Origin of the sequence: Streptomyces sp. NA02950 (assembly GCF_013364155.1) — a bacterium.
Classification (GTDB): Bacteria; Actinomycetota; Actinomycetes; order Streptomycetales; family Streptomycetaceae; genus Streptomyces.
Genome location: NZ_CP054916.1, coordinates 7,572,026 through 7,598,775, shown reverse-complemented (window position 1 = coordinate 7,598,775; position 26,750 = coordinate 7,572,026). Strand labels below are relative to the sequence as shown.

19 protein-coding genes and 1 pseudogene are annotated in these 26,750 nt (G+C 68.4%); 12 read left to right on the top strand and 8 right to left on the bottom strand.

The genetic code is table 11. The features are described from left to right. Positions 1-199: 199 nt before the first annotated feature. The 3 genes from HUT19_RS33360 to HUT19_RS33350 all read left to right on the top strand — a co-directional run bounded on the left by HUT19_RS33360 (position 200) and on the right by HUT19_RS33350 (position 4,079). Positions 200-1,978: a DUF6461 domain-containing protein gene (locus HUT19_RS33360; RefSeq protein WP_176184002.1), complete on the top strand. Its 1,779-nt coding sequence runs from the start codon at positions 200-202 to the stop codon at positions 1,976-1,978. A gap of 905 nt (positions 1,979-2,883) precedes the next feature. After that, entirely contained in the window at positions 2,884-3,435 is a 552-nt protein-coding gene (locus HUT19_RS43435) for a hypothetical protein (protein ID WP_254885915.1), read from the top strand. 110 nt (positions 3,436-3,545) lie between these two features. Next, entirely contained in the window at positions 3,546-4,079 is a 534-nt protein-coding gene (locus HUT19_RS33350; protein WP_217712306.1) for a CAP domain-containing protein, read from the top strand. Between the two features lie 292 nt (positions 4,080-4,371). Here HUT19_RS33350 and HUT19_RS33345 read toward each other — a convergent pair whose 3' ends face one another. Both HUT19_RS33345 and HUT19_RS33340 read right to left on the bottom strand, forming a co-directional pair. Further along, entirely contained in the window at positions 4,372-5,301 is a 930-nt protein-coding gene (locus HUT19_RS33345; RefSeq protein WP_176184001.1) for an NADP-dependent oxidoreductase, read from the bottom strand. A gap of 601 nt (positions 5,302-5,902) precedes the next feature. Further along, a pseudogene (locus tag HUT19_RS33340) lies at positions 5,903-6,312 on the bottom strand (RidA family protein). Between the two features lie 163 nt (positions 6,313-6,475). Here HUT19_RS33340 and HUT19_RS33335 point away from each other — a divergent pair. After that, on the top strand, positions 6,476-7,333 hold the full coding sequence (locus tag HUT19_RS33335; protein ID WP_176184000.1) for a helix-turn-helix transcriptional regulator: 858 nt from the start codon (positions 6,476-6,478) through the stop codon (positions 7,331-7,333). A 125-nt stretch (positions 7,334-7,458) separates the two neighbouring features. Here the strand turns inward: HUT19_RS33335 and HUT19_RS33330 are convergent, their stop codons facing one another. Continuing rightward, the gene (locus tag HUT19_RS33330; RefSeq protein WP_254885914.1) at positions 7,459-10,269 is read right to left on the bottom strand and encodes a helix-turn-helix transcriptional regulator; all 2,811 of its coding nucleotides are present in this window, start codon (positions 10,267-10,269) and stop codon (positions 7,459-7,461) included. Between the two features lie 1,217 nt (positions 10,270-11,486). After that, positions 11,487-12,338, bottom strand: a complete 852-nt coding sequence (locus HUT19_RS33325; protein ID WP_176183998.1) for a methyltransferase domain-containing protein — start codon at positions 12,336-12,338, stop codon at positions 11,487-11,489. Between the two features lie 584 nt (positions 12,339-12,922). Here HUT19_RS33325 and HUT19_RS33320 point away from each other — a divergent pair. The 8 genes from HUT19_RS33320 to HUT19_RS33290 all read left to right on the top strand — a co-directional run bounded on the left by HUT19_RS33320 (position 12,923) and on the right by HUT19_RS33290 (position 20,731). Then, positions 12,923-13,417, top strand: a complete 495-nt coding sequence (locus tag HUT19_RS33320; protein ID WP_176183997.1) for a thioesterase family protein — start codon at positions 12,923-12,925, stop codon at positions 13,415-13,417. Positions 13,418-13,711: 294 nt separating this feature from the next. Beyond that, complete coding sequence (locus tag HUT19_RS33315) at positions 13,712-14,605, top strand: DUF4232 domain-containing protein (protein ID WP_176183996.1); 894 nt, start codon at positions 13,712-13,714, stop codon at positions 14,603-14,605. 133 nt (positions 14,606-14,738) lie between these two features. After that, positions 14,739-16,232, top strand: a complete 1,494-nt coding sequence (locus tag HUT19_RS33310) for a DMT family transporter (RefSeq protein ID WP_217712305.1) — start codon at positions 14,739-14,741, stop codon at positions 16,230-16,232. A gap of 495 nt (positions 16,233-16,727) precedes the next feature. Further along, entirely contained in the window at positions 16,728-17,366 is a 639-nt protein-coding gene (locus tag HUT19_RS33305; protein WP_176183995.1) for an ester cyclase, read from the top strand. A gap of 1,052 nt (positions 17,367-18,418) precedes the next feature. Further along, the gene (locus HUT19_RS42340) at positions 18,419-18,625 is read left to right on the top strand and encodes a hypothetical protein (protein ID WP_217712304.1); all 207 of its coding nucleotides are present in this window, start codon (positions 18,419-18,421) and stop codon (positions 18,623-18,625) included. Continuing rightward, positions 18,622-18,825, top strand: a complete 204-nt coding sequence (locus tag HUT19_RS33300; RefSeq protein ID WP_217712303.1) for a sugar-binding domain-containing protein — start codon at positions 18,622-18,624, stop codon at positions 18,823-18,825. The genes HUT19_RS42340 and HUT19_RS33300 overlap by 4 nt, the downstream gene beginning before the upstream one ends. Positions 18,826-19,057: 232 nt before the next feature. Further along, positions 19,058-19,552, top strand: a complete 495-nt coding sequence (locus tag HUT19_RS33295; RefSeq protein ID WP_176183994.1) for a thioesterase family protein — start codon at positions 19,058-19,060, stop codon at positions 19,550-19,552. Between the two features lie 483 nt (positions 19,553-20,035). Continuing rightward, entirely contained in the window at positions 20,036-20,731 is a 696-nt protein-coding gene (locus tag HUT19_RS33290) for a DUF4232 domain-containing protein (protein WP_176183993.1), read from the top strand. A 390-nt stretch (positions 20,732-21,121) separates the two neighbouring features. Here the strand turns inward: HUT19_RS33290 and HUT19_RS33285 are convergent, their stop codons facing one another. The 4 genes from HUT19_RS33285 to HUT19_RS33270 form a co-directional block, all read right to left on the bottom strand. Further along, entirely contained in the window at positions 21,122-21,352 is a 231-nt protein-coding gene (locus HUT19_RS33285) for a hypothetical protein (protein WP_176183992.1), read from the bottom strand. Positions 21,353-21,394: 42 nt separating this feature from the next. Beyond that, positions 21,395-22,978: an ATP-binding SpoIIE family protein phosphatase gene (locus HUT19_RS33280; RefSeq protein WP_176183991.1), complete on the bottom strand. Its 1,584-nt coding sequence runs from the start codon at positions 22,976-22,978 to the stop codon at positions 21,395-21,397. Positions 22,979-23,820: 842 nt separating this feature from the next. Next, positions 23,821-24,603, bottom strand: coding sequence for an N-acyl homoserine lactonase family protein (locus tag HUT19_RS33275; protein WP_176183990.1), 783 nt, complete (start codon positions 24,601-24,603; stop codon positions 23,821-23,823). Between the two features lie 143 nt (positions 24,604-24,746). Further along, complete coding sequence (locus HUT19_RS33270) at positions 24,747-26,645, bottom strand: helix-turn-helix domain-containing protein (RefSeq protein WP_176183989.1); 1,899 nt, start codon at positions 26,643-26,645, stop codon at positions 24,747-24,749. Between the last annotated feature and the right edge of the window lie 105 nt (positions 26,646-26,750).

Genomic DNA, 26,750 nt, shown 5'->3' with positions numbered 1-26,750 from the left:
GCCGCCGTAGGCGACCTGGGAGACACCCGTGCATGAGCTGATCCAGTTCCATCGACTTCGCCAAGACGAGCCGCTCAGCTCACCGTCTGGACGGTACGTGCTGCACTACGACCCCGCAGGGGTAGCGGTGTTGATGGACCGGGCAACCGGTGAGACCCGTTGGCGTGCCGAAGAGGCAGGCCGTGGGGTGCCAGGGACCTTGCTCCTGGGCAACGGCGGCGCGTTCCAGGTGGAGAATGAGGAACACCGGACCGTCTGGGTTTCCGGCATCGCCGCACCCGGCGCCCGGCTGGCGGTCATCACCGACGACGGCGATGTCGAACTGCTCAGCGGTGAGGGCATCACGCTGCTGAACTCCCGCACCGGCCCGGTCCAGGCGGCACCCATGCCAGAGGCGGCGGCCGCCGCCGACATCAGCCGCGAACGCTATCTGGTACGGGAAGGCAAGCAGCGTCGGCTGGTCACCCGCAACCGCGACGGCTCCCTGCGGGTCTCCCACGACGGGGTGACGACCACGCTGGTCGCGCCCCTGGCCCGCTGGCTGGAACAGGACGGCACGCAGCTGACCTGGCGGATGCTTCCCGACGGCGACCGGAAGGCGTGGACGCTGTGCCTGGTGAACGCCGACGGTGACCTCATCTGGCGCGAGGGCATGCGGAACCTGCCCACGGTGCTGCCTCCGGCGCAGCCGCACCCCTACGGCGGCCCGGAGCTCGGGCGCGGGGCACGGCTGCGGCACCAGTCGCTCACCTCCCTCTCGGGGGCGTACACCCTGGTACACCAGGACGACGGCGATCTGGTGCTCTACCACAACGCCACACACCGAGCGGTATGGGCGACGAACACCTGGTGGGCCGGCGACGGGTGGGCCGAGCTGACTGAGGAAGGCGACCTGGTCGTCCGCAACCTGTGCGGTGCGCCGGTGTGGCGGTCCGGCACCGCGGGGTCGGGTGCCGAGCGGCTCGTCGTGGACAACGACGGCGGCTTCGCGCTGCTTGACGCGAGCGACGCGGTGGTGTGGCGGATCGACACCGGAGGGCACCGCTCGGCCCCGGAAGCGACCCCGGCGCGGGGATCGGCCCTGTACCGGGGCCAGAGGCTGCAGCGTCAGTCCCTCACCTCCCCTGACGGATCCACGGTGCTCGCGCACCGGGACGATCGACGGCTGGTCCTCTTCGGCGAGGACGGCCGCTGGCTGTGGGACGCGTACATCCACCACGCCGAACGGAGCTATGTGGTCCTCGACGAGGACGGCGTCCTGCGGGTGAGGGCCGAGGACGGCACCGTGGCACTGGATCTCGGGGGCCCGGCTGACGAGCTGGTCGTGGTGGAGGGCCAGGCCCAGCTGCGCACCAGCGACGGAAGGGTGGTCTGGCGCAACGGCGAGCAGACGGCCGCACCAGAAACGGGCGCACCACCGGCGGCGGACTTCACCTCCTGGATGGACGCGCTGATGGACGACACGGCCTACTGTGTGACCGTCATTCACCACATCGATCCGGACGAGGCGCTACGACGGCTGGGCGCCCAGCCGGAGCGGGTGACGACCGGCACCTGGGGGGACCTGCTGGAGCTGGCCGAGCGCGAGGAGGCCTATGACTTCGAAGACATCGTCGTGGCGGCGTTCGCCCTCGGCCCCCACACCCTTCTGGTCGAAGACAACCGGTGTGAGGGGATCGACTGCCCAGAGCTGTCGGCAGGCACGTTCGCGGTGTCGTGCTACATGAACATCAACGCCGACTCCGCTTTCGTGGTCTACCGCGACGGCGAGACCGTGGCCGACCACAGCCGGGACAGCGGCAGCAGGGAGCCGACCACACCCGAGGTGTGCCAGGCGCTGACGGCGATGGGCGCCCCGGACGTGATCAAGGCGGCGTTCCTGCACGACCTTGAGCTGCTGTGCCGCACCGCGGGCGTCCAGCCGACGGTCGCTGATGTGACCGGGCCTGCGCGCATCGCGGTGGTCACCGATCGGTGAGACGGCGGGGCTTGTGCCACGCGCCGGATACGAGAGGGTCGTGCATGGGCCGCCGGCCGGTTCAGCTCGCCGGAGAGCGCGGGGCCGGCCTCGGTGACGTAGTGCCGTTCAGCGTCGGTCACGGCACGGAACAGCTGCGACCTGAACAGCGTCAGCGTGCCGGAACAACGGCTGTGCGTAAGCAGCGGCGCCGCCGCCACCGTGTACGGCAGGGGAGCGGACACGGCCAGTGTTCGGATGCTTGGCCACCACCCGGATCGGCTGGGCAGTGGCCACCCGGCCGACCTATAGGCCTTCGAGCGCACAGATGTCGTCCGCTATCGGGAGGCCGCACGCCGCACCCCAGAGTCAACGGGCGCCTGGCCGGACCCCACCGTCGGCACACGCTCGGCCTGAGAAGGAGGGCCGCCGCGGCGACCTGGCGGCCACCGGGCACCGGCCAGTCCCCCGCGCAGGTCCGGTTTCCGCGCCGACCTGCGCGGAAGGACGACATCGGGCTCCACCAGACCGGCATGGTCGATGCAACCGCGCCCGATCCTCCACAAGCCGCAGCGGCCTCCTTTGGGTAAAAAGTTTCGCCGCGCATGTCTCACACCCCGTATCCATAACGGTGAAACGCGTCATGAATGGCCGCCAGCATGCCCCTTGTGCTCGAATCCGACTGCGGAGACGCTCAATCGAGTTGGGAAATTCCGGTCTTGCCGCTCGCATGAGCAATAAAGGCCGCGGTGGCACGATACCGAAAACTCGGCTATTGATTGCCAATTGGGCGGCGGCGTGCATAGCATCAACTCGTCCTAACTGTCGGCCGGTCCACGAGCGGCCGTAGAGATTTTGTTGTGTCCGTATCGGCGCGCAGCCCGCCTAAAGGGCAGTGGACTCTTACGAAGGGAGCAGTCGGTCAGATGGCTATGCAGCAGTCCGAAGAGGCCTCGACACGCAGTGGCATCAGGGCGCTTGAGCAGGCGTACACCGGTGTCCTGAGGTGCCAGCAGGATGTCCAGGGCACCAGGCACAACCTCGCCTCCGGCTACCAGGGTACGGACGGTGGCGGCTACGGCACGCTGCTGGACCTGTGGGACGGGCACGTGGACACCATCCTGGTCAATCTCGACAACATGATCACGGAACTCAATAACACCCTGGCACAGCACAACCTGGTACAGGGTTCCTCGACCGAAGCGATCGACAATGCATACAACAAGTCCTCGGACGTCTTTCACACCCTGAACCCGGACAAACGCCATTACGTCCTGCAGCAGATGCCCTCCGGCCAGGAGGGGGCGTTTTACCCCACCAGGGAGCCGCTGGTGCCCGCTTCCCCCCTGGCTGACGCTCATGTGACGGTCCTCGCTCGGGAGCCCGCCCCGGACACGACTGAGCCGGTGCACCGCTCCCCCCTGGCTGACGCTCATGTGACGGTCCTCGCTCGGGAGCCCGCCCCCGGACACGACTGAGCCGGTGCACCGCCTCCCCACGAGCCCGGGCTTCCACATCGTTCGGGGGCCCGCGCCGGAAACGGCTTGAGCCGGGGGCTCGTACCGGCTGTCACGAGAGGTCAAGGCAGGTGAGTCAGGACTGGCTCGAAGAAGAGGGCTGGGACCCGCAGTGGGACCCAAGCACCGGAGGGAGCCTGCGTTACCGCGGGACAGCTACCCAGGATGCGGAAGCCTCCCGGGTGAGGACGGAAGATTCCACCAGCGTCAGCCTCCTTCCTCTGCGGCGCCTGTTCGAGGACGCCGTCGCCGAACTGGTCAACCAGGAGCGTGACCGGCGCGGACTGGTCTGCCTGGTCACCGATGAGCGCCTGCGGAATGCCGCGCGGAGCCACAGCGAGGACATGGCGCGACGGGGGTTCATCGACCACTTCACGCCCGAAGGGCTGTCGCCGGGCGACCGCATGCTGGCACACGGATTTCCACTCCCGGCAGCGGAGAACCTCGCTGCCGGCCAGCCCCACCCCCTGGTGGTGATGGACGGGTGGATGAACAGCCCGGGGCACCGGGTCAATATCCTGCACCCGGACATCCGCATCATCGGCGTGGGCGTGTACTTCGCTGAGTACGGACCGGTGTGGACACAGAACTTCGGCTACGCATAAGGCCACCGGCACCATACGTCGCCCCGTGACCGCAGGCGTATGCGCTGCCGTACGGCTCTGACGCACCGCGACCACGGGCGGCGGGGCGCTGCCTGCCGCCCGTGGTCGCGGTGCGTCTCGGGCCCGCTGGTCGGTTTTCAGCCGCCGTTCAGGCCCGTTCCCCGGTGAAAAGCGTCCCCGCTCGCCGCATGTCCGGTCTGCCGATGACCGAGAGCAGTTCCAGCTGGGCGGCGCCCTCGGTGCCCGGCGGGGCGGCGCACCACCGCATCGATCTCCGTGCGCCCCTCCCGCGTCAGGGCACCAGGACGAGCTTGCCGGTGACCTGGCCCGCGGCGATGATCTCGTGGGCCTTGGCGGCCTCGGCCAGCGGCAGCACCTGGTCGACGTGGACGGTGAGCTGTCCCGCCTCGACCAGGGCTGCCAGCTGGGCGAGGTCGGGCGCGGAGGGGCTGACGACGGTGATGGCGTGCCGGATGCCGAGCTGGGCGACCAGCCCCGGGGTGACGCCGGTGTCCTGGGGATACGCGCTGACCAGAACCCCGCCAGCGGTAACGAGGCTGGCGGAACGTTCCCCGTACCCGCCTCCGACCAGGTCGAAGACCACGTTCACCTGGCCGGCCTCGGTGAAGTCCCGGGTGCGGTAGTCGACCGGCTGGTCCACCCCCAGACGGCTCAGCAGGTCGTGCTTGCCCGCACTCGCCGTACCGATCACATGGGCGCCGCGGGCCTTGGCGATCTGCACGGCCAGGTGACCCACCCCGCCCGCGGCCCGGTGTACCAGCACGCGCTGCCCCGGCTGGATCCGGGCGAGACCGACCAGGCTCTGCCAGGCGGTCAGGCCTGCCATCGGCAGGCCCGCCGCCTGCTCGATGGTGAGCCCGGCGGGCTTGTGGACGATCTCGTTGACCGAGGCCAGGACGTACTCGGCGTAGGTGTTGCCCGCCCCCGGAAGGGCGAGCATGCCCAGGACCTCGTCACCGGGAGCGAAGGCGGACACGCCGGGCCCGGCGGTCTCGACGGTGCCGGCGATGTCCCAGCCGACGGTGAAGGGCGGCTCACCGAGCATCGGCAACTCGCCCGAGCGCACATGCCCGTCGACGGGGTTGACACCGATCGCGCGGGTCTTGATCAGCACCTGCCCGTAGCCCGGCTCCGGGCGGTCGGCCTCGACGATCTCCAGTACGGACGGGTCGCCGGCGGTGTGCTGAGTGATGACACGCATGACTGTCTCCTGGCAAGAAGCGAATACGACGCGGTGAGCCGGTGGTACGCGCGGGCACGGGCGGCTTCCCGCCGTGGTCACCGGGCGAGTCAGCCGTGGTCCGCCGGTTGACCCTGTTCGGTCGGGCAGGCCCCACCGGTTGCAGTATTCGCGCCTCGAACAGGGCTAGCCAGGGGGCTGCCACCCCAGGCTCACGGGCCCCCGGCTCCAGAGCATGCGCGCCGCTCCGCGCCCGCCCGGCACGGACGGCGCAGTACCGCACTGACTGCTCGTGGCCTCCTCAACGACCAGTCGGGCGCGATGTGAGCACCGCTGGGTTCGGCGATGTCGACTTCGCCGCCGTCGCGCGGGCCCCTCGGGGTGGATCCGCCATGCGTGCGCCGGCTCGGGGATCTCGCCGAGCCGGTGGCGGGTGGCACCTGGCTGCCGGTGCGGAACACGCCAGATCACCCCCTCGAACAGCTCACGCGGCCGCTCGGGGTACGGGCGGAATCGGCCCACCGGCAGGAGCGGCTCGATGAACTCCCACTCATCGCGTCGTCGGCCGGCCCGAGCCGGGCCGCATCCGGGCTCTGCGGTCAGCTCGGGGCGGAGAACGGCTTCAGTCGAGGATCGCGACGGCTTCGACCTCGACCAGATGGTCGGGTACGTCCAGTGCCGCAACGCCCAGCAGCGAGCCCGGCGGGACCGGGGTGGCCCCCAGCTTCGCGGCCGCCCGAGCGACCCCCTCCAGGAACAGAGGGGCATCTTGTCGGGGGTCCAGTCGACGACGTAGACGGTCAGCTTCGCCACGTCGTCGGAGGAAGCACCGACCCCGGCCAGGGCGGTGCTGACGTTGAGGTAGCACTGCTCGACCTGAGCGGCGAGATCGCCTTCACCGACCGTGACGCCATTCTCATCCCAGGCGACCTGCCCGGCGATGCAGACCAGCCTCGACCCCGTGGAGACCGACACCTGCCGGTAGACATCGATTTTCGGGAGTCCGTCGGGGTGCACCAGAGTGATGGCCATGCTGCCTGCCTCCTTGTCATGAGAGCCCGTGGGCTCGCTTCGACCAAAGCTCTTGGTGGAGCACTCGCATACCGAGCCATCGGCCGGGTGGCGCGGTGGCATGCGTTTATCCTGGGGTTGCCGTCCCCTGGCGCAGCCCATCTGTCCGATTGACCATGAGGGCGTGAACCTTCCCGAATTCGCCGCGTTCCTGAAGTCCCGGCGCGACCGGATCCGCCCGGCCGACGTGGGCCTGCCCACCGGCCCCCGGCGCCGCGTACCCGGCCTGCGACGCGAGGAGGTCGCCCAGTTGGCCGGTCTGTCGGCGGACTACTACACCGAGTTGGAACGCGGAGGCAGCGTCCAGCCGTCCGCTCAGGTCGTGGCCGCCCTTGCCCGGGCGCTGCGGCTGAACGGTGACGAGCGCGACCACCTCTTCCACCTCGCGGGTCGGGCCGTTCCCCCGGCGTCGCACGGCCCGACCGGGCACGTCCAGCCGGCCCTGCTGAGTTTGCTGGACCGGCTCACCACCACTCCCGCCCAGGTCATCACCGACCTCCACGAGACCGTCGTCCAGAACAAGCTGGCCGTCGCCCTCGTCGGCCAGCAGCCGTCGGACCGCGGCCCCATGGCGAGCTTCCTCTACCGCTGGTTCACCGACGCCGGCACCCGCGCGATCTATCCGCCCGATGAACACTTCCACCAGTCCGCGGCCTTCGTGGCCGACCTGCGGGCGGTCGCGGCGCGGCGCGGCCGCGATCCCGAGGTGGCCCGGATGGTGGCCGAGCTGCGTCGGCGCAGCCAGGAGTTCGCCGCCCTGTGGGGGACCCACGAGGTCGCTTTGCGCCGGACGGACCACAAGCGCATCGTGCACCCCGCGCTGGGTGTCATCGAGCTGGACTGCCACAGCCTGTTCAGTGAGGACGGGCGGCAGCGCCTGCTGTGGTTCTCCGCCCCTCCCGGTACCGAAGGCGCGGCCCAGTTGGAACTGCTCTCCGTCATCGGCACACAGGACATGGCCGCCAGCGAGAGCCCGTCGTAGGGATGGAGCGCTGGCCTCCTTCTGGCCGCCGCACCCGGGCGATCGGCGCGGCGCGCTGCGGCGCCCCTGCCGCCGCACCTGGTGGACGCCTGGATGCTGTGATCGCCCACAGTGGCCAGGGACTGTCAGGGAAGCAGCCCGTGTTCCATGGCGAACAGCGTCACACCGGCCCGGGTCCGCTGGCCGGTCTTGTCATAGATGTGGGCCAGATGGTGCCCAACTGTCCGGCTCGAGATCGACAGCTTCATGCCGATCTCCCGATTGCGCAGTCCTTGGGCCGCCAAGCAGAGCACCTGCACCTCCCGCTCGGTCAGTCCCGCGGGCAGTTCCGACGGCGGCGCGACGGGACGCGCGGCCTTGGGTTCGCGGAGGGTGGGCCGTTCAGGACCGTCCACCGGGCGACGGAACCCGCCCGTTGCCCTCAGCTCGCCTTCCGCTCGCGCCGCGAACGCCTCGGCACCCATCGCGGTGAACATCTCGTGCGCCGTGAGCAACTGAGCACGAGCATCGGTACGGCGTCTCTGGCGACGCAGCCACTCGCCGTAGACGAGGTGGGTCCGGGCCAGTTGCGCGCGTATGCGTGTCCGTCCCAGTCGCTCGATCGCCTCGCGATAGAGGTCCTCCGCCACGGTGTCGTCCGCGATCAGGGCTCGTGTCGCGGCTTCGACGCCGAGGGCCCAGTCGGTGTCGCAGGGGAGGGTCCTCTCGGACAGCTGATCGGCCGCGTTGATCGCCACGTCCGTCTGTCCCAGGCGGCTGGCGGCCTCGACGACCTCGGGCAGGGCCCATACGCCGAACGCCGAGATCCGGACCTGCTCCGCAGCCTTCCGCGCGGCGATGAGCGCGGCGTCATAGCGGCCGCCGCCGTTGTGCAGCACCGAGGTGGCCAACTCGGTGATCGTGACCGCGGTCGCCTCTCCGCGCGAGGCCGCTTCCTGTGCGCTGGCCTCCAGGAGCCGCCCACCCTGGTCCGGGTCACCGCGCCATCCGGCCAGGAACGCTGCCCCGTACTTCGTCTTCGGCGCGCCGGTCGCCTCTGCCACGGCATCGGCTTCCTGGATGAGCTCGCCGGCCCTGTCGAAGTATCCCTGGTGCAGGCGCAGCCATGCTTCGAAATTGAGACCAACCGGCAGCACGGCGAGCGCTCCCGAGTCCCGAGCGGTCGTGTTCAGCCGTGTGCTGAGCGCATCCAGGGCATCGTCGTCCCATACGCCCCAGGCTGCGCGGCAGGCGAACGGAAGGGCCAGTGTTTCCTCTGATCGAAGGTAGGCGTGGAGCGCGGCTTGGATATCCGGTACGGCTGCCGCCAGTCCTCTGGTGAAGAGCTTCACCAGGCCATCAAGCAGAAGGTCGGCTGCTCCTGGAGGCTGCGGAGGAGAGGTGCCGGCAAGTACGGCCTCGGCCGCCCGGACGACCTTCTCGGCATGCCCGAACCGGCCCGCCCACGCCGCCGCCCACAGCACCTCGAGGAGCGTTTCGCGGGCAAGGCCCGGGTCAAGGGGGCTGAGCAGTCGCGCCGCTTCGAGCAGCAGCGGCGGCGCCTCGTTTCCCCGCTGCACCGAGAACGAGATCTGGCCGCGCAGGCGTAGCGATCTGGCGTGCTGGAGGCCGTCGAGTAGACCGGTGTCCATCGCGGCGAGCAGGTTCAGCGCCTCGTCCGGAGCGCCGGCGTTGTGCTTGGCCTGCGCCGCCGACAGCAGGCGTTCGTTCCGGCGGGCGGGGTCCGGCGTCAGTGCGGCGACTTTCTCCAGGAAGGCCGCCGCCGCGGCCAGACCGCCACGGGCCTGTGCGCGCTGAGCCGATTGCTCCAATTCGGCCGCGACATCCTCGTCCACGCCTGTCGTCGCCTGAGCCCGGTGCCAGGCGCGTCGATCGGGATCCCGCTCCGGGTCCGTTGCCCTGGCCAGTACCGAGTGAGCGGCGCGGCGCTCGGCCAACGACGCGGCCCGGTAGGCAGCGGACCGTACGAGGGGATGGATGAACCGTACACGTGCGCCGAGCTCCAGCAGCCCGGCCGCCTCCGCCGGGGCCGCCGCCCCGATGTCCGTGCCGAGGTAGGCGCAGGCACGCTGGAGCAGCCCCGGATCACCGACCGGCTCCGCCGCGGCGACCAGAAGCAGCCGTCGGGTGGTGTCAGGCAGTGCCGCGACGCGATCGTGGAAGCTCCGCTCAATCCTCCCCGTGACCGTGTCCGGGAGGCCGAAACCGCCCGCGATGGCTGCCGGACCCGCGCTGCGCGCCAGCTCCAGCAGCGCGAGCGGATTGCCACGCGCCTCAGCGATGATCCTTTCGCGGACCGCCGCGTCGAGTGGCGCCAGGACTTCCGCGGCCAGCAGCGCGCGGGCCTCTCCCTCGGGCAGGCCGAGCACCGTGAGCATCGGCAGTTCCCGCAGCACATCGTTGCCCGGCACATCACGCAGCCCGAACGCGAAGGCCACCCCCGTGGACCCAACCCGCCGAGCGACGAAGGACAGGACACGCGCCGACGCACTGTCGAGCCACTGGGCATCGTCCACGACACACAGGACCGGCCTCTCGCGGGAGGACTCGGTCAGCAGACCGAGGACGGCGAGTCCGACACGGAACGGGTCGGCCACCACGTCGCTGCGCAACCCGAACGCCGCCTCCAGCGCCCCTCGCTGAGCGCCGGGAAGCCGATCGATCCAGTGCAGGAGCGGCCCGCACAGCTGATGAAGAGCCGCGAACGGAAGGTCCATCTCGAACTCGACGCCGACCGCGCGCAACGACTCGAAGCCCGTCGCCGCGTCCGAGGCGTAGGCGAGCAGCGTGGTCTTGCCGATACCGGCCTCGCCGAGCAGGACCAGTGCGCCACCCTGTCCCGAGCGTGCCGCCCGGACGAGCCGTTCGACTGCCTCTGCCTCGCGCGCCCGAGCACGCAGCTGGGCCGGGCGCGACGCAAAAGGCTCTTGTCTCACCTTCTGCATCCCCCAGAACGCCTTCCAGTCGGAACGTCTCCCGCGCGACCCACGTGTCAGATTCGGCACAAGACTCGACGTGATTTCGCTACGCGCGTGACGACTTTGCCCCAGGCGCAGGCCCTTGATGGCCGGTTCGAGAGTATACGAAGCCGATCCGCAGGTTAAGCAGTACGCTGATCAACTTTCCGACGAGGCGAGCCAATGGCCGGTCAATCCGGCCGTCCACGCAGGTCGGCGTCAGTGGTCCCTGACGGTGGTGGCGATGCCGTTGGCGATGATCACCTCGGCGGACCCGACCGCTCTCCCAGCCCGCGGCACACACGCGGACAGGACGCGACCGGGCGGCCAACACCTGCGTACTGCTCGCATCCCCCGTCCTGACCGCCCTTACGACGCCGGAGCCGTGATCTGCGCGGCCAACACATCAGGTAACCCGGCAGGCGACGTACGGCTTGGAGAGCGGATCCAGCCATCGGGGCCGTCTGCCAGGACGGGCTGGGATCGACCCGTGCCCGCGGGGGTGGCCGATATCCCGCAGGTGTCGGCTTGGCCGGAAGCTCGTCGCTCCCCGCTCGGATCGTCCCGACCGGGGAGCGACGCCCGTTGGGCCGCACCCACGAGCGTGGGTGGTGCGGTCGCCAGCCCCCCGGCGCGCCGAGAATCCGAAGCTCTGATGTGTCAAGCGGCTTTGTCTGCGGTGCTCCGGACACAGGAAATTCCCGTCAGAACAAGCACTATTGCTCATTCGAGCAGCGAATTATGTGGATGCCAGCTCAATCGAGCCTTCGACTATGTGGCGTGGAACTACGTTGATCAGAAGTCCGTTATTGACGGCCGACTCGATTGCTGTCTAGCATCCAAGAACTCCTGCGGCCCACACGTCGCCGGACCCCCCTCGGCAGCCCCATTGGGCCGCAGGAGTCTCTGCCGACCAAAGAATGAGTACTGTCGGCCTCACGTCACCACACCAATTCATCGCCGCTCAGCGATATATCTTGACGGTCAGTCAGCTGGAACAGTTGTCGTCAGTTACGATTTGCACTCGCGCCGCCGCCCAGCGTGTCGTAGGGCAAAACGTACTGGCCGAACGGTGAGCTGAGTGGTTCTTCCGGGCGAAGGCGATTGTGCTGGATCAGCCTGTGCACGGGTGTCTCCCAAGTATTCGAAGAGCGGTGCCGAGACCGAGCTCGGCCAACCCGAGCTGAACGGGAAGGCTAGAGCGGCTTGCGAACCCAGGCTGCGACCATCGAGGGAGACACCTGGTACAGCAGTTCGTCACCCCGCATGCGCTGGTCCACGTTCGCGAAGAACCGCTGCACCCGCTCCTCGGTGACAACGCCGAGACGCAACGCGGCCGGGAGCGTGCTGTGCAGCACCCTGAACCCGACTTCCATGCCGCCGTCCTTCCGGAAGGACATGGCACCCATCTGCCGGCACTCCACCGGTTCCGGCACTCCGGCAGCTTGGAAAATCGCTGGCAGTTTCGGGCCGATGAGCGGCTCCCTGCCGCTGGCCCGCAGTGTCTCCATCAAGACTTCGCGCGGCAGGTCACTGTCCTCGAATGACGGCAGCGTCTCCCACGTCCTCAGGTCGTAGTCCTGCACCATCAGCAGGCCGCCGGGGGCCACGGCCTCGTACATCTTGCGGACTCCCGCGACCGCGTTTCGCAAATGGAGCAGGACGAGTCGGGTGAACACGACGTCGTAGGGGCCGCCCGGTATCCGGTCAGCCGATTCGATGTCGAGTTCGTGGAACTCGAACCTCCCGCTCTCCTCGTCCCGCAATCGTCGCAGCGCCTCGCGACCAATGACGCCGTCGATGTCCACACCGGTCACCGTCGCGGACGGGCCCGCGAGCCGGGAGAGCAATCGCATCACCTCCCCGGGGCCCGATCCGACGTCGAGGCAGCGCGCGCCCTCGGGTATGCCCGCCCTGCGGAGGAAGGCCTCTGTGGTATCAGCCCACACCTGGGCCTGTTGACGAAGACGCTCGTACTCCTTCTCGGTCGTGCCGAGAGCGTAGCCACTGTCGGCGTCGAGGGCTGCGGATGCGTTTTCCTGACTCATGTCGCCTCTCCGGATGGTGGATGCTTGCCCTGCCTGGTACGTCGTTGCACAGAGGCAGCACATCGTGTGGAACCGCCGAGCGGTTGGTGGCGCGGGCCTGGCGAGCGGAGACGCTGGCCCAGGCCAACCCAGACACCTGAACGCCCCTGACATCCGGGTTTCACACGCAGTGGCGACCGGGTCGTGATCGGGGCGGCGAAAGTACCTGCTGAGCTGGGTCGATGAGGCCAGTCCAAGGTCTCCGAAAGCCCAGCAGAAAGACACTTTCTGCCTGCAGACTACAGGGTCGCGCCCGAAGGCTGTCGTCTCCTTTGGCAATCGCGGGAACTGAACCGCCGGGCGGACGTGACGCATGGCGGCGGCTCCCATCCACGCGAGACTCGACTCTCCCCCGTCCGGATAGGTCGGTTGACCGATGCCGCCTTGGCGGCCGTCCGTGAATCCTGGTGCCACAACGTCATGCGGCGAAGGCTGCCGCGTGGTGAAGCTCAGCGGTCGCCCCGATGCCCGCACTCAGTATCCGCCAGGCCTGCGTCCCGGCCCGTACGCCCGGGGGGACAGGAAAGAACGGTTGAAGGAGACGGATGGTCAGCGCGTCGGAGGTGGCCGTGGCGGAGTGCGTCGAACCGGCCGAAGTCCACTTGGACGACCTCGATTTCATGGGCAATCTGCACAACTGCCGGTACCCGTTGCTGGTCGAACGTGCCCTGGTACGGATCTGGGCGCGGGCGGGGTATTCGTTCGTCGATGGTGTGCCGACACATCCGGACGTGGTGCACGTCGTGCTGGAGCAGACGTTCCGGTATCGCAGCCCGATTCGCGGCGTCGGCCGCGTCAACGTGTGCTTCCGGATGCAGCGCCTCGGCAGGAGCAGCATGGTCTACGCCTTCCGCGTGGTCTCCGAGGACGGACAGACGGTCCACGCCGAGGGCACCCGCGCCGAGGTCAACGTGGACATGGCCTCGCTCGGCTCCGCGCCCTGGGCCGAAGAGACCCGCGACCTGGCCACCAAGCTGTTCGGCCCGTCCCCTGAGGACACCACGGAGTCCAGGCCGTTCGCCGGTCAACGCCAGCCGTGAATCCGAGAATCCGTTGCCGTACCGATCAGGGGGCTTGTCCGGTCCAACAAGGTTTCTGATCGGGTGACCTCGCGGCGCCACAGGAAGGCAGGACTCCTGGTGACTCGGGGTCGCGAAGCCAGCCGAGCACCAGGAGGCCCTGCCATCACGCCTTGACCTGCTGCCAGATCACCAAGCAAGAGCCCTGTCGATCAGCCAAGCGCTCCCGGGTGACGTCACCACGAGCCGGAAGCATCACTTCACAACCCGTCAGGTCTGGTGAGTGCCAAGCCTGCCACCCAGGGAGATAGGCCCATGTCGCTCATCCGCGTTCGCAACGTCGCCAGTGTCGGTCTGCTCGTCGCCTCGGCCCCATTTCTGGCCGCCTGCGACCCCGGGAATGCCGACACCGAGGTGGACGACACCCGGGCCTCCGCCTCCGCCTCCCGGGCGAACAATGCCGCAGACGGTACGTTCACCGGCACTCTGACCTACACGGCCCCGGGCAAGCTGATGGTGGGCGAGCGCGAGATCGGGTTGGCGGAGGACCCCAACATCCAGGGTGCGGGCGGCCTCTGCGGCGATGGCAAGGGCCACTCTCTCAAGTCCTGCAGCATCGAGGAGCTCGAAGCAGCCGCCAAGACCAAGTCCGTCAAGGTGAAGGTCACCATCAAGGGCGGCAACGCCACCGAGATCATCGACCAGACCCCCCGTGACAACAGCGGCGACGGTGACACCCGCGCCGATGCCGGTGCACACGTCGACGCATGCACCACCGAGGGGCTGACCTTCTCGACGTCCGACCAGCCCCGCCCGATCAACCACATCATGCTGCAGGCGACCAACCTGTCCGACAGTGCCTGCCGACTGGTCGGCTACCCCTATCTGACGTTCAGCGAGGACCAGCAGGCCGTGACCCAGGTCCTGGAGGACAGCAAGCCCCAGGACATCGTCGTCCTGAAGCCGGGCGCGACCGCGTACGCCAGCATCAACATCGCCGACGGCAGCGGCGAGGCGGAGGGCCCGGTCGAGGAGCTCACGGAATTCCAGGTGACGCTCCAGGACTTCGGGGGCGAGTCCACTGACCCGGTGACCGTTCCCACGCCGGGCGAGGACGAGTCCGCCGGGGAGCCGCTCAGCGTCGACGTGGGCGCCGCCTATGTCACGTACTGGCACTCCAACGCCGCCGACGCCGCTAACAACTCCTGACAGCTCCGGGGACCGACCACAGCCCTGCCTCGCATCATGACGCGGTTACGGCGCGCCGCAGGCGCTCGCCGGGGTGGGCTGCGCGGACAAGAAGGGAAGAGAAGGGAAGAGAAGGGTGAAACCGAAGAGCGCCGTGAACGCTGGAGCCCTCGTTCTGGCCGTTCTGGCCATCTCCATGACCGCTCCGCTGACGGCGTTCGCGGCGGCGCCCGCGCTGGCGCTCGCGTTGTGGCGTAATGGGCTCGGCGCCTGCGCCCTGGGCCCGGTGGTCGCGGTCAAGCGCGGCGACGAACTACGCGGTCTGCTGCGCAAGAACAGGCGGCGAGAGCTGCGCTACAGCGTGTTCGCGGGTGTGGCACTGGCGACGCACTTCGCCACGTTCATGCCCAGTACCCAACTCACCTCGGTCACCACCGCGGCAGCGCTGGTCTCCACCCAGCCAATCTGGCAGGGCCTGATCTCGGTGCTTCTGGGCCGCAAGCTGCCCAGGAGCACCTGGGTCGGAACGGGCATCGCCGTGCTCGGCGCGGTGGTGGCCACGGGCGGGGACTTCCAAGTCCAGGGCACGGCACTCCTCGGTGACCTGCTCGCCCTCGTCGGAGCCGTCGCGGTCGCGGTCTACACCGAACTCGGCGGCCAGGTCCGTGCGACGGTGAGCACACCCTCGTATTCAGTCGCCTGTTTCGGTGTGTCCACGGTGGTGCTGCTGGTGGTGTGCCTCGTGGGCGGGATACAGCTGGTCGGATTCGACACAGCCACCTGGCTGGCCGTGCTCGGCTTGCTGCTGTTGCCGCAGATGCTGGGCCTGTCGATGCTCAACTTCGTGCTGGGCAGGGTGTCGGCCATCACGGTCAGCCTGGTGCTCCTGATGGAGGCGCCGGTCGCCGCGTTCATCGCCTGGATCTGGCTGGGGCAGGTGCCGTCCGAGACCGCGGTCACCGGTATGTTCCTGGTCATCGCCGGAGTGGCAGTCGTGGTGATCTTCGACGCACGCACCGAGCGGGACATGTCGCAGACCGTCACCAACCTGTACCCGGCGATCATCACCCCGGTGCCGGTGCCGTCCATCAAGGTCGCGCCTCCCCCGATGCAGGAAGTGCACTCGATGATCTGGAACGCCGCGCACGGCGGGCGGCACCACGAGGCTATGGGCATGGTCGCCCTCTTGGAGCAGGGCGCGCTGCGCACCTACGGGCCTGCCTCTCCGGAGGCGATTCACTGGATCGAAGTACGGGCCCAGTTGGCTCGCGTCGCGGACGATCCGAGCAAGGCGTGCGAGCTGTGGCTCGTCGCCGCCGCTTCCCGGCTGTCCGGGGGCGAGCCGCCGGACGCCGAGGAGGTCGTGGCAGCCGTGGACCGTGCCACGCACGAGTGGGCTCGCCTCCATGACAGCGCCAGCGCTCGGTATCTGGCACCCAAACTGATCGCCATGCGCAGGCAGATACCCGGAAGCGACGAAGACGAGATCCATCGGATCGAACGGCGACTGAGTCAGGTGCACGCCTTCCGCGCGCCGCCGGACCCGCGCCTCGAATGGGCTGACAAGGTGAAGGTGTCCCAGACGACGAGGCCAATTCCGGAGTCCCGCCCACGAGGGAGTCAGGAGACCACGGGACCAGGTGCATGACGATGGCTCCGGGGGAAGCGCTGCTGCGGCTGCCCCTGCCGCCTTCGGCCCGCAGGGGTGATGGTGAACAGTCATGGTCGTTACCGGTGGACGGTACGGCTGCGAAACGTGGGAGGAGTACGCCCTCTCCGCCAGCACCACATCCGGCGTCATCAGGGGCGTCCGGTAGGCCCGGGGACACGTAGGCGGGCCATGACTTCCGTCCTCACCCCGGGCCAGGCCGGTGACGCCCCCGCTCCAGCCAGGGGGCGACGGCCCGAGGGTGAGCGCAGCCCTGGCTGCGGTCGGGCCGACAGCGGAATGTGGCAGCGTAGCCGACCACCGAAGGTCTCACCATGCGTATGCGTGTCATGTCGGTGCGCCCGAAGGTGGCGGACCTGACCGAGAGAGCAGCGCTGGTGCGGACTGGTCGGCTCACCGTCCATGTGGAGAAAGCCGACCCGACTCCCGCGCCGACCCGCGCGGGCCCATCCCATGACAGCGAGGAGATGAATCGTGTCCCTCCGCACGCGGATCGCCCGCATGCTTCGCCTGAGGCGTTCGCACCGGTACGGCATCGTGCTGGGCAGCGCCCTGCTCGTGCTCCTCGCGGCCGCGAATATCCCAACAGCGACCGCGGAACCGGACGCCACCGATGCCACGACCCCATCGACGGCCGCCGGCCGGCAGCGGCCTTCCGCATGGGTGCCGGAGGGGGGCCTCAGCCGGCAGGCCCGCGCGACGCTCGCGCGCTCCGCCGTGGCCCGAACGGCCCTGTTGCTCTACCGCCCCTTCGAAAGCGGTGACGCGGGTATCTATGACCGGATCCTTGCCGAGGACTACGTCGACGTGCCCCTGGCACCCGGCCAGGGGACCGGCCGCGAGGGCATGAAACAGCACGTCCTCGACGACATCGTCGCCACGTTCCCCGACCTCCGGGTCCGTATCGATGCCATCCATGTCAGCGGATCCGTGGTCACCTTCCGCGAGACCCTCACCGGCACCCAGGTCAGGCCGTTCCTCGGTGTCCCGGCGACCCACCGCGGCATCTCGTTCCGCGCGACCGATGTGCATCACCTCGCACACGGCCGCATCATGCGCACGGACCATCTGGAGGACTTCTACGGGGCGTACCGGCAGATGACCCAGCCGTAGCCGGAAGGCCATAGCCAACGCATGGAGGAGAAGCCGACGCCGGATGACCGGGATCGCGCCGCGGTCCCGGTCATCCGGCCGGAATCAGCATTCCGAACCACGTCGTCGTGCCGCGGCCGGTGGGGAGGCTCGCGCCGATTCGGCCCCTGCGGATCTCTCCCCGCGGTGTGTCCCGCGATATTCTGACTGCATGTCGATTCAGGTGCCCGAAGACCTTGAGGCCCGCCTGCGCCAGCCGGCGGCGGCCCAGGGCATCACCGTGGACGAACCGGTCACCAAAGAACTATCCAGACTCGTCGTGTCACACCCCGTCCGCGCCCTCCGGGGGGCAAAGGCGTGCTACACGCCGGTAGCAGCGCGCCCTACGCCCGCGATCTCAAGGCCTGCATGCGTGGGGAAGCAGACGACGCGTGAAGCTGATCGTCGACGCAGGTCCCGTCTTCGCCTAACTATCGCGGACGACCCTGACCACGCCCTGTCCGCGGCGCTGCTGGAGGGCTTCGACGGCGAACTCGTGATCCCCCAGCTCGTCCTGGCGGAGGTCTCGTATTTCATCAACACCCGGGTCACGCGCCGTTGGCGCCAAGAAGGCCGCCGAAGCCGAGCTCGCCCTCATCGAGGACATCACCGCAGGCGCCTTTCGAGTCGAACCGGTCGAAGACCAGGACTGGCCCCGGATCGCCGAGCTCGTCGGCCGTTACCCTTCCCCCTCGGTATCATCGACGCCTCCGTCATGACCGCGGCGGAGCGCCTGGACACCCCAAGATCGCAACCCGCAACTCCCGCCACTTCCGCGCCCTGGCCTCCTCCCGGTTCGGACACTTCGAGATCCTTTAGCAGCCCAGTACGACCGCGAGTCTGGAACAGCCGTCGTGGGGTTTTCAGGTCGGTCAGCGGCGCAGTGTGGTGGTCGGCGAGAGGAAGTAACCGCTCTCGGGCCTGATGCGGTCGATGTCCGATGCAGTGTCCGGCGCAGGTGCTGAGAACACGGAGAGTGTGGCACTCGCTCCAGAGCAACAGGTGGCGAGGGCCTCGCGCCGCAGCCTCCCCCGATGCCCCTCTCGCAGTGTGCGTTCATCCGCGGGGACTGCCGGGGCGACCTTGACGGTTTCGACGCCCTCAGCTTCGAAGACGGCGTCGAAGGACTCGGCGTATTGCCCGCCCCGGTCACGGATCACAAAGCGCAACGACTCGAGGCACACACCCACGTCAAGAGCGAGGTTGCGGGCCATCTGGGCCTGAGGGGAGCGACCGCGTGATCTCCATAGAGATCGAGGAGCTGCGGAAGGTTCCAGAAGTGATCGGCATTGCCGGGGACGCCCGAAAGGCGGACGCCATCCGCGCCATCCTCAAGTCCGGCCTGATCGACGGAATTGTCACGGATGGCCCGGTTGCCCGACGCCTTCTCGACTCCGGGGCCTCCGGCGACACCGGCCCGTCAGTTCTGCGAGCCGGGTGACCCATGTTCCGTGGTGCTGCGCGAACATGGCGCGGTCACGTGCGCAGCCGTAGATAGGTCGATCAACCGATGCCGCCTCGGCGGCGTTCGTGAATCGTGGTGCCACAACATCGTGCGGCAAAGGCCGCTCGCAGGCGATGCTCAGCGGTCGCCCCAGTGCCCTCACGTTTTCGCCATGGCTGTGTCCTGGCCTGAGGGGCCGGGGATGGCAAGAGCGGTTCGAAGGAGATCAATGGTTAACGCGTCGGAGGTGTCCGTTGCGGAGTGCGTCGAGTCGGCCGAAGTCCACCTGGACGACCTCGACTTCATGGGCAACCTGCACAACGGCCGGTACCCGCTGCTGGTCGAACGCGCGCTGGTTCGGATCTGGGCACGAGCGGGGTACTCGTTCGTCGACGGCGTGCCGACACACCCGGACGTGATGCACGCCGTGCTCGAGCAGACGTTCCGGTATCGCAGTCCGATACGCGGCGTCGGCCGCGTCAACGTGTGCTTCCGGATGGAGCGCCTCGGCAGGAGCAGCATGGTCTACGCCTTCCGCGTGGTCTCCGAAGACGGACAGACCGTCCACGCCGAGGGCACCCGCGCCGAGGTCAACGTGGACATGTCCTCACTCGGGTCCGCACCCTGGGCCGACGAAACCCGCGACCTGGCCACCAAGCTGTTCGGAACACCCCCTGAGAACCCCGCGGAGTCCAGCCCGCTCGCCGGTCAACCCCAGCCGTAGCGCTGAGAAGCTGTTGCCGGACCGATCAACGGGCTTGTCCGGTCGGAGAGCTTTCCTGATCGGTGACCGCGAGGCGGTCACCGCATGAAGGCAGGGCCTGTGGTGGCTCGGCGTCGCGAAGTCGGCCGAGCATCAGACCCTGCCATCACGATCTGGCCGCCGGACACCACCCGAACACAAACCCCTGCCGAACAACCAAGCCGCTCCCGGGTGCCGCCATCACGCGGAGCCGGCAGGAGTCGCACATCCACTCGTCAGGTCTGGCGATCGCCAGGTCCTGCCGTCCAAGGAGATTCTCCGTGTCGCTCATCCGCAAGGTCGCCAGTGTCGGCTTGCTCATCGCCTCGGTGCCGATCCTCTCCGCCTGCAACCCCGAGGCTGCCGATACCAAGGCCGACGGCATTCGGGGCCACCGCTTCCCGGGCGGACGACGCGGACGGCACGTTCACGGGCACTCTGACCTACAAGGGTCCGGGCGAGCTGATGGTGGGCGAGCGCAGGATCAAGGTGGCGGAGGACGCCAACGTCCAGGGCTCGGGCGGCCTCTGCGGCGATGGCCAGGGCCACTCCCCCAAGCCATGCAGCGTCGAGGAGCTCGAGGCAGCCGCCAAGACCAAGGCCGTCAAGGTGAAGGTCACCCTCAAGGGCGGCGACGCCACCGAGATCGTCGACCAGACGCCCGGTAACGACAGCGGCGACGGTGACACCCGCCCCGATGCCGGCGCACATATCGACTCGTGCACCACCGAGGGGCTGACCTTCTCAACGTCCGACCAGCCCCGCCCGATCAACCACATCATGCTGTATGCGACGAACGTGTCCGACAACGCCTGCCGAATGGTCGGCTATCCCTATCTGAAGTTCAGCGAGGACCAGCAGGCCGTGACCGAGGTTCTGAAGGGCAGCAAGCCGCGGGACATCGTCGTCCTGAAGCCGGGCGCGACGGCGTTCGCCAGCATCAACGTCGCCGACGGCAGCGGCGAAGCGGAGGGACCGGTCGAGGAGCTCACGGAATTCCAGGTGATGCTCCAGGACTTCGGGGGCGAGTCCACTGACCCGGTGACCGTTCCCACGCCGGGCGAGGACGAGTCCGCCGGGGAGCCGCTCAGCGTGGACATCGGCGCAGCTTTTGTCACCTACTGGCACTCCAACGCCGCTGACGCCGCGAACAGCTCCTGAACCTGCGAAGTAGGGGCCGGAGGCCCGAAATGCGCCTCAAACTTGGTCGCTGCCCCGGGTATTCGCCACACGCTCGGATGGCCTCGGTCTGACTCCACGCTCAGTCCAAGGACGCACGTGACCAGAGCGACTCCACCCCCGGTGGGCTGGGCGGGCCCTGGGCGCGGCACCCTTTATGCCACCAACTCACCTGTTGGGCCCGTCACTTCGCAGCATCCGACAGTTTTGGCGCTTGTCGACCCGGACCGGGACGGTTTCGCCGGATGGTCAGACTTCGCCGCCGTCAGCGTCGACCTGGAGGACAACGACCCCAGCCAAAGGGTGACACCCCACGACAGTTCGGCCAGGATAGGCCTACCTTCCAGCCGACGTTTCACATTCCTGTACTGATCAGCGCCGGAGCTTCGCGGAACCGAATTCATGGCCGCGCTCGGCGTCGAGCAGGACGTGGAAGTCGGTGAGGAAGCAGGCGACGTCACCATCGGCTGTGCGGCCGATCCAGCCGCCGTCCAGACCGATCACGTCCACGGTGATAAGGACGACCCGGTAGGTGCCCGGCCGGACCTTCCGGCTGAACGCCTGCCGACGCGCGACCGGGGGCGCGGCACCGGTATACGGCACGGACCCCGGCCGGCCGCGCGCGGGGTCGGCTCCGGTCGGCGCTCAACTCTCCGGGACGGTCAGTTCGAACCACGTCGTCTTGCCCCGCCCCGCCGGGGAACTCCCCCACGCGGACGCCACGGCCTCGACAATCAGCAGCCCGCGCCCCGACTCGGCCTCATCATCGCTCGCTTCCTCCAGATCGAGGTTGGCCGCGGGGACCGGTGGATGAGGGTCGCTGTCGCGTACTTCCACACGCAGCCGGCCGACCTGTTCCCGTATCCGGAGGTCGACTTCACTGTGCGCGTGGATCAGCGCGTTCGTCACGACTTCCGACACCAAGAGTTGAAGGTCCTCGATGAGTGGGGCGAGTCCCCAGTCGGACACCAGGTCTCTCAGGTGGTGGCGTAGTTCGCGCACCCGCTGCACATCGTGGCGCTGGACAGAGACATGGGCCACCCGGCCGTGGGGCCCCCGGGCGCCCTCGTAACGCATCAGCAGCAGGGCGACGTCGTCTTCGCGCTGTGCCTGCGCGCCGCACACGTCGATGAGCCGGTCCGCGAGGACGTCCAGATTCTCCCGCGTATGCGCGGCGATTTCACGCTGTAGTCGCACAGTGCTCGCCTCCGGACCCTCGCCCCGGATGTCGAGCAGCCCATCGGTGTAGAGGGCCGCGATACCGCCCGGCGGGATTACCAACTCCGTTTCCAGGTATGTCGCCTCCGGATCGATCCCCAATGGAGGACCTGCCCTCAACTGGGCGGAGGCGGTGCGGCCCTGGGAGTCAGCAAGGAGGGGAGGGTAGTGGCCCGCGCTGGCCACGGTAGCGACACCGGTCTCGAGGTTCAGCCACATGCAGCAGCAGGTGGCGAAGAGATCGCTCTCCAGTTCGGACAGCAGACGATTGCTGCGGCCCAGCACGTTGGCGGGGTCATGCCCCTCCATCGCGTAGGCCCGCACACCGCTGCGCAACTGTCCCATGATCCCGACCGCGTCCGCGCTGTGTCCCTCGACGTCTCCTATGATCATTCCGACCTCGCCCTCGCTCAGTCTGATCACGTCGTACCAGTCGCCGCCGACCTCCGTCCCGGCAGTGGCCGGCAGATAGCGGGCGGTGGTCTCCAGCTCTCTCAGATGCGGCAGGCCGCGGGGCAGCAAGGCGTTCTGCATGCCCTGGATGACCGCGTGGTCGATCTCGCGGGACCGGGCCCGCTCGAGCGACTGACTCACCTGGCCGAGCATGATCATGAGAATGGCGAGTTCCTCCTGCTCCAGCGTGCGGAGGCTCTCGAAGACCACGACACAGCAGCCCGCCGCCCGTCCGTTGGAGACCAACGGCAAAAAGGCCCTCGCCCGTCCGTCGTCGTACCGGTCGAGACCGGGATAGGCCGCCTTCAGTTCCTGGGAAGTCGCGAAGAGCAGCGGCTGGACACGCAGCGTGCAGCGGCCCTCCGGTGTGCCCTCCGTCAAGATGAGCCCGTCGACGCGCCGCAGATCGTCCTTGGAGATGCCGGAGGAACCCGCAACCCGCAGCCGACCCCGCTCCACCAGACACAGCATCACGGACTTCCCGCCGAACGGCCGCACCACCTCGGCCCGAGTGGCGGCGACGACGTCCCGGACCCGGTCGGCGGCGGTGAGCTCCATACCCACTTTCTCCAACTGGAAGAGAAAAGCACTTCGCAGCCCTGCCCGTGGAGCCGGGAGTTCTTCTCCCGCCTCATCGACGGATACGACGGAAGTCTCCCCGGGCCCCCTTTCCGGGACGAACAGCGGAATACTCGGAGCCATCATGGAAATACCTTGGTCAGCCATTTCTTCCAAGGAATACGCGACTTCTTCGGCGACACTCCTCATATAGTCCAGAGCTTCTTCCGAAGGTGGACGATCCGGCATCCACCGCACAGTCAAGGCACCAAAGCGATGGCGTGGCGTGCGAATGGGAGCAGAGGCAGCCCGCATGGAGAAGGGCATATGCTGGACGAAGGCAGGGGTCTCACGGACGATGCGGCGCCAATCGTCTGGGCCCATGCACACGAGCTCGCCGCTCTGATGCGCGAGCGCCGACACAAAGCGGCGGTCCCCTTCGGCCATACACGGAGAGATAGCGAAGCTCAGGATCGTGTCCAGGACCACCGCAGCGGAAAGGGATCCATCCGGCGTCCGTAGATACGCAGCCGCCGTGCTGGACCGCAAACGCTCATGAACCCGAAGTGCGGCCTCCGCCAATTTCTGGTCCCGGCACCGGATCCCCGATTCATCCAGACACATCGAGAAGGTGTGCCCATTCTCTTCCATGGGAACAATACCTTAGTTTTAATATCATTTGGACTTAAAGGTGGGTGAATAGATCGTTTCCACGTATACACCACTATAGGACCGTCAGGCACCCTATGCCGCTGCAGGCGTCGGCCGCACCCAGAAGCGCCGCGGTTTGCGGGACCGTCACAGGCCGCCACCACAGTGGTGGCCTGTGACGGTCAAGGGAGTTACTGATAGGCGCCGGGGGCGCCGAACGCCCGCCAATCGTCCGGATCGTGAGGAATCCAGACCTCGGCGTGCGCGTCCGCCGCTATTCGTTTGAGCCGACGGATCGACTCGCTAGCCCGCGCGTGGTCATGGTCGATCGGCATCGGCAGTTCGTGTTCCCAGGCGTGGCGCAGATGCACGGTGTCGGCGGTGAGCAGGACGCTCCGGGTGGGCAGCCGGACCAGCACCGCGGCATTGCCCGGAGTGTGACCCGGCACCAGCAGCACGTCGATCGCCCCGTCGCCGAAGAGGTCGATGTCGTGCTCGAACTCCGTCAAGGCGCGCCGGTCCAGCGAGAGGAAGTCTTCCCCGCGGCAGGCCCGCAGCTGATCCCCGACGTCGGCGTGGACATGATCGAGCTCGCCGGCGCCGAGGTAGAACTGCGCGCCACTGAACAGACTCACTCCGCCCGTGTGGTCGAAATGTCCGTGTGACACGACGACGTGGGTGATGTCGGAGCACCGGTGCCCGATGGCGGCGAGCTGCCGCTCGACGGTGTGTTCGGGACGGTAGTCGATGAGCAGGAACGACATCAGGTCCCCGTAGACGGCTTCGGCGTTCTCAGCCGCGGCCGGGTTCAGTCCGGTGTCGACCAGGACGAGACCCTGGTCGTGTTCGATGAGAAAGACCGGCACCGGGATCTTGACGACACCGGCGCCGCCGGTCATCAGGTCTCCGCGCGCCATGGTCAAAACGGGGCCTTCAAGCGCCCACAGCTTGTTCGCGGTCTTCTTGGGCTTCATGGGTAAAGTAATCTACACGGTGTCGATTTAAACAAGCACTGTGCCGAATCGCGGTCTCGACCGCGCGACGGGAGTGGGCCCCGGAGGCAGTGCCTCGATGGCGGAGGATCGTCCCACCACCGGGGGCGCTGTCCCTCAAGGGATCAGCCGGCCTGCCGCTGCACGCCGCGCAGGCGCGGATCGCCCCGCACCTCGAAGACCATGAGGGCGAGCTGGAGCGACATGAGGTCCGCGGGGCTGGAGAGATCGAGACCCGTCGCCGCGGCCACCCGCTTCAGCCGATAGCCCACCGTGTTCGGATGGACGAAGAGCCGCTCGGCGGTGCCGCGGGTGGACATACCCGCGCGCAGCCAGGTGTGCAGTGTGGGGAGGAGCCAGCCGCCGCGCTTGAGGTCGGAGTCGGCGATCGGTGCCAGCGTGGCGTCGGCGAACCGCGTCAGGGCCTCTCCGCTCCCGGACTCCAGCAACAGCGCGTAGACGCCGAGATCCGGCATGCTCACGATCTCCGGCGAGGCAGTGGTCAGAAGACTCCCCGCCCGGGAGGCGACGGCGAGGCTGGGCTGGATCTCGGCGAGCGACGGCACCGGCGGGCCGACAACGCACCGTACCGCTCCCCCGGTCGCCTCCCGGGCGTGTCCGGCCAGGGAGCCCAAGGCCGTCGGTGGGGAGCCCTCAGCGCCGCGAGCGTACTCCCCCGGCAGCAGGACGACGACGGAATCGCCGATCGACCCGACGATGGGCCGCGGCCGCATTCCCCGGGTCAGGTCGAGGAGTGCGGTGGTCATCCGGGGGATCCTGGCTGCCGGGCCGGGGACGCTGTCGTCCGGCACGGGCACGAACAACGCGAGCGTGTGCGGCCCGTGAGGGTGATGCCCCAGGGCCGTGGCACGAGCCATGACGGACTCCGAGTGCACCATCGCGGCCGGTGACAGCAGGTCCGCGAGGAGGTCTTTGGTGAGCCGCGCCTCCGCCTCGGACCGGCGCTCGAGACGGCTGCGCTCCAGCGCGATCAGCAGCGCGCAGCCCTGCATCGCCCAACGCTCGTCCTCGTCGAAGCGCTCCGGTGAGGTGCGCGCCGCCCACAGCCGCGTCCGCGACAGGCCCGCCCCGGTGGTCGGGGCCAGACAGACCGCCACCGGATCCGTACGGCTGGAGCCACGCGCCTGGCCGGAGCCTCCGGCCTCCATCACCCGCGCGGTCCCGGCCTCGTCGTGCGCGACCGTCTCGAGCCATGGGTGGAGCGGCGAGTCCGCGGGCGCGGTGGCCAGTTCAGTTCCGTCGTCGCTGTCGATCCTGATCGCCGCGTCCAGTTCGCCGGCGAGGAACTCGGCGATACCGGACAGGCCCACGTCCTGCAACAGCAGCCGAGTGAGTTCCTGCTGTACGAAGTGGAGCCGGGCCACCCGCCGCTGATGCGCGAGCAACTCCTCGTTGGCGGAGGAGAGCTCGGCTATCGCGGCGCGCTCGGAATCGCGGCGCCGGGCGGCCGCGATGGCGACCGCCGCATGGTCGCTCAATAGCGTCATCAGGCGGATCTGCTCGGCTTCGAAGAGCCGGTCCTCCGTCGTGTACCCCGTGATCGTTCCCATGGCTGTCCGGTCGGCCGCTCGTAGCGGGGCCGCCAGGACGCTGTGGAAGCCTTCCCGGGCCATCATCGTGTGCCAGCGGTCCAGCCCCGGCTCGTCGAAGATGTTCCGCACGCACACGGGGTTCATGGTCAGCGCGGCGCGTGCCGTTGGCGGGCCCGATGACGCCGTGCTTTCGCTCAGGCGCATCGGTTCGAGGTTGGCCCACGCGACATAGTCGGGCGTCAGCCCGTGCGAGCCCTCCAGCCGGAACGTGGCGTCGGACTGCAGCACATAGACCGCGCACTGCTTGAGATCCAGCAGTTCACATGCGTGGCGGGCGATGAGGGCCAGGACGTGCGGAAGGTCCTGTTCGGCGTTGATCGCGCGAAGGGTGTCGGTCACCGCGGGCATCCACGTGGACAGCGGATCGTCACGACGGCGGGCGATCCGGCCCCGGACCGGGGATTCGGTCATACCTGCCTCCCTGCCATCGCCCCGCCTCCGTGCCTTCCTGTGCGCAGCCACAATGGAAGAGCGAAGCGCTATGTGGGCGAACATAGACCGCTGGGGTGAGCTGCG

Bases quoted from the DNA above. Each gene is read 5' to 3' on its own strand.
- HUT19_RS43435 (WP_254885915.1), top strand. From the start codon at position 2,884: ATGGCTATGCAGCAGTCCGAAGAGGCCTCGACACGCAGTGGCATCAGG.
- HUT19_RS33345 (WP_176184001.1), bottom strand. From the start codon at position 5,301: ATGCGTGTCATCACTCAGCACACCGCCGGCGACCCGTCCGTACTGGAG.
- HUT19_RS33325 (WP_176183998.1), bottom strand. From the start codon at position 12,338: ATGAGTCAGGAAAACGCATCCGCAGCCCTCGACGCCGACAGTGGCTAC.
- HUT19_RS33320 (WP_176183997.1), top strand. From the start codon at position 12,923: ATGGTCAGCGCGTCGGAGGTGGCCGTGGCGGAGTGCGTCGAACCGGCC.
- HUT19_RS33315 (WP_176183996.1), top strand. From the start codon at position 13,712: ATGTCGCTCATCCGCGTTCGCAACGTCGCCAGTGTCGGTCTGCTCGTC.
- HUT19_RS42340 (WP_217712304.1), top strand. From the start codon at position 18,419: ATGCCCCTCTCGCAGTGTGCGTTCATCCGCGGGGACTGCCGGGGCGAC.
- HUT19_RS33295 (WP_176183994.1), top strand. From the start codon at position 19,058: ATGGTTAACGCGTCGGAGGTGTCCGTTGCGGAGTGCGTCGAGTCGGCC.
- HUT19_RS33290 (WP_176183993.1), top strand. From the start codon at position 20,036: ATGGTGGGCGAGCGCAGGATCAAGGTGGCGGAGGACGCCAACGTCCAG.
- HUT19_RS33280 (WP_176183991.1), bottom strand. From the start codon at position 22,978: ATGGAGCTCACCGCCGCCGACCGGGTCCGGGACGTCGTCGCCGCCACT.
- HUT19_RS33275 (WP_176183990.1), bottom strand. From the start codon at position 24,603: ATGAAGCCCAAGAAGACCGCGAACAAGCTGTGGGCGCTTGAAGGCCCC.
- HUT19_RS33270 (WP_176183989.1), bottom strand. From the start codon at position 26,645: ATGACCGAATCCCCGGTCCGGGGCCGGATCGCCCGCCGTCGTGACGAT.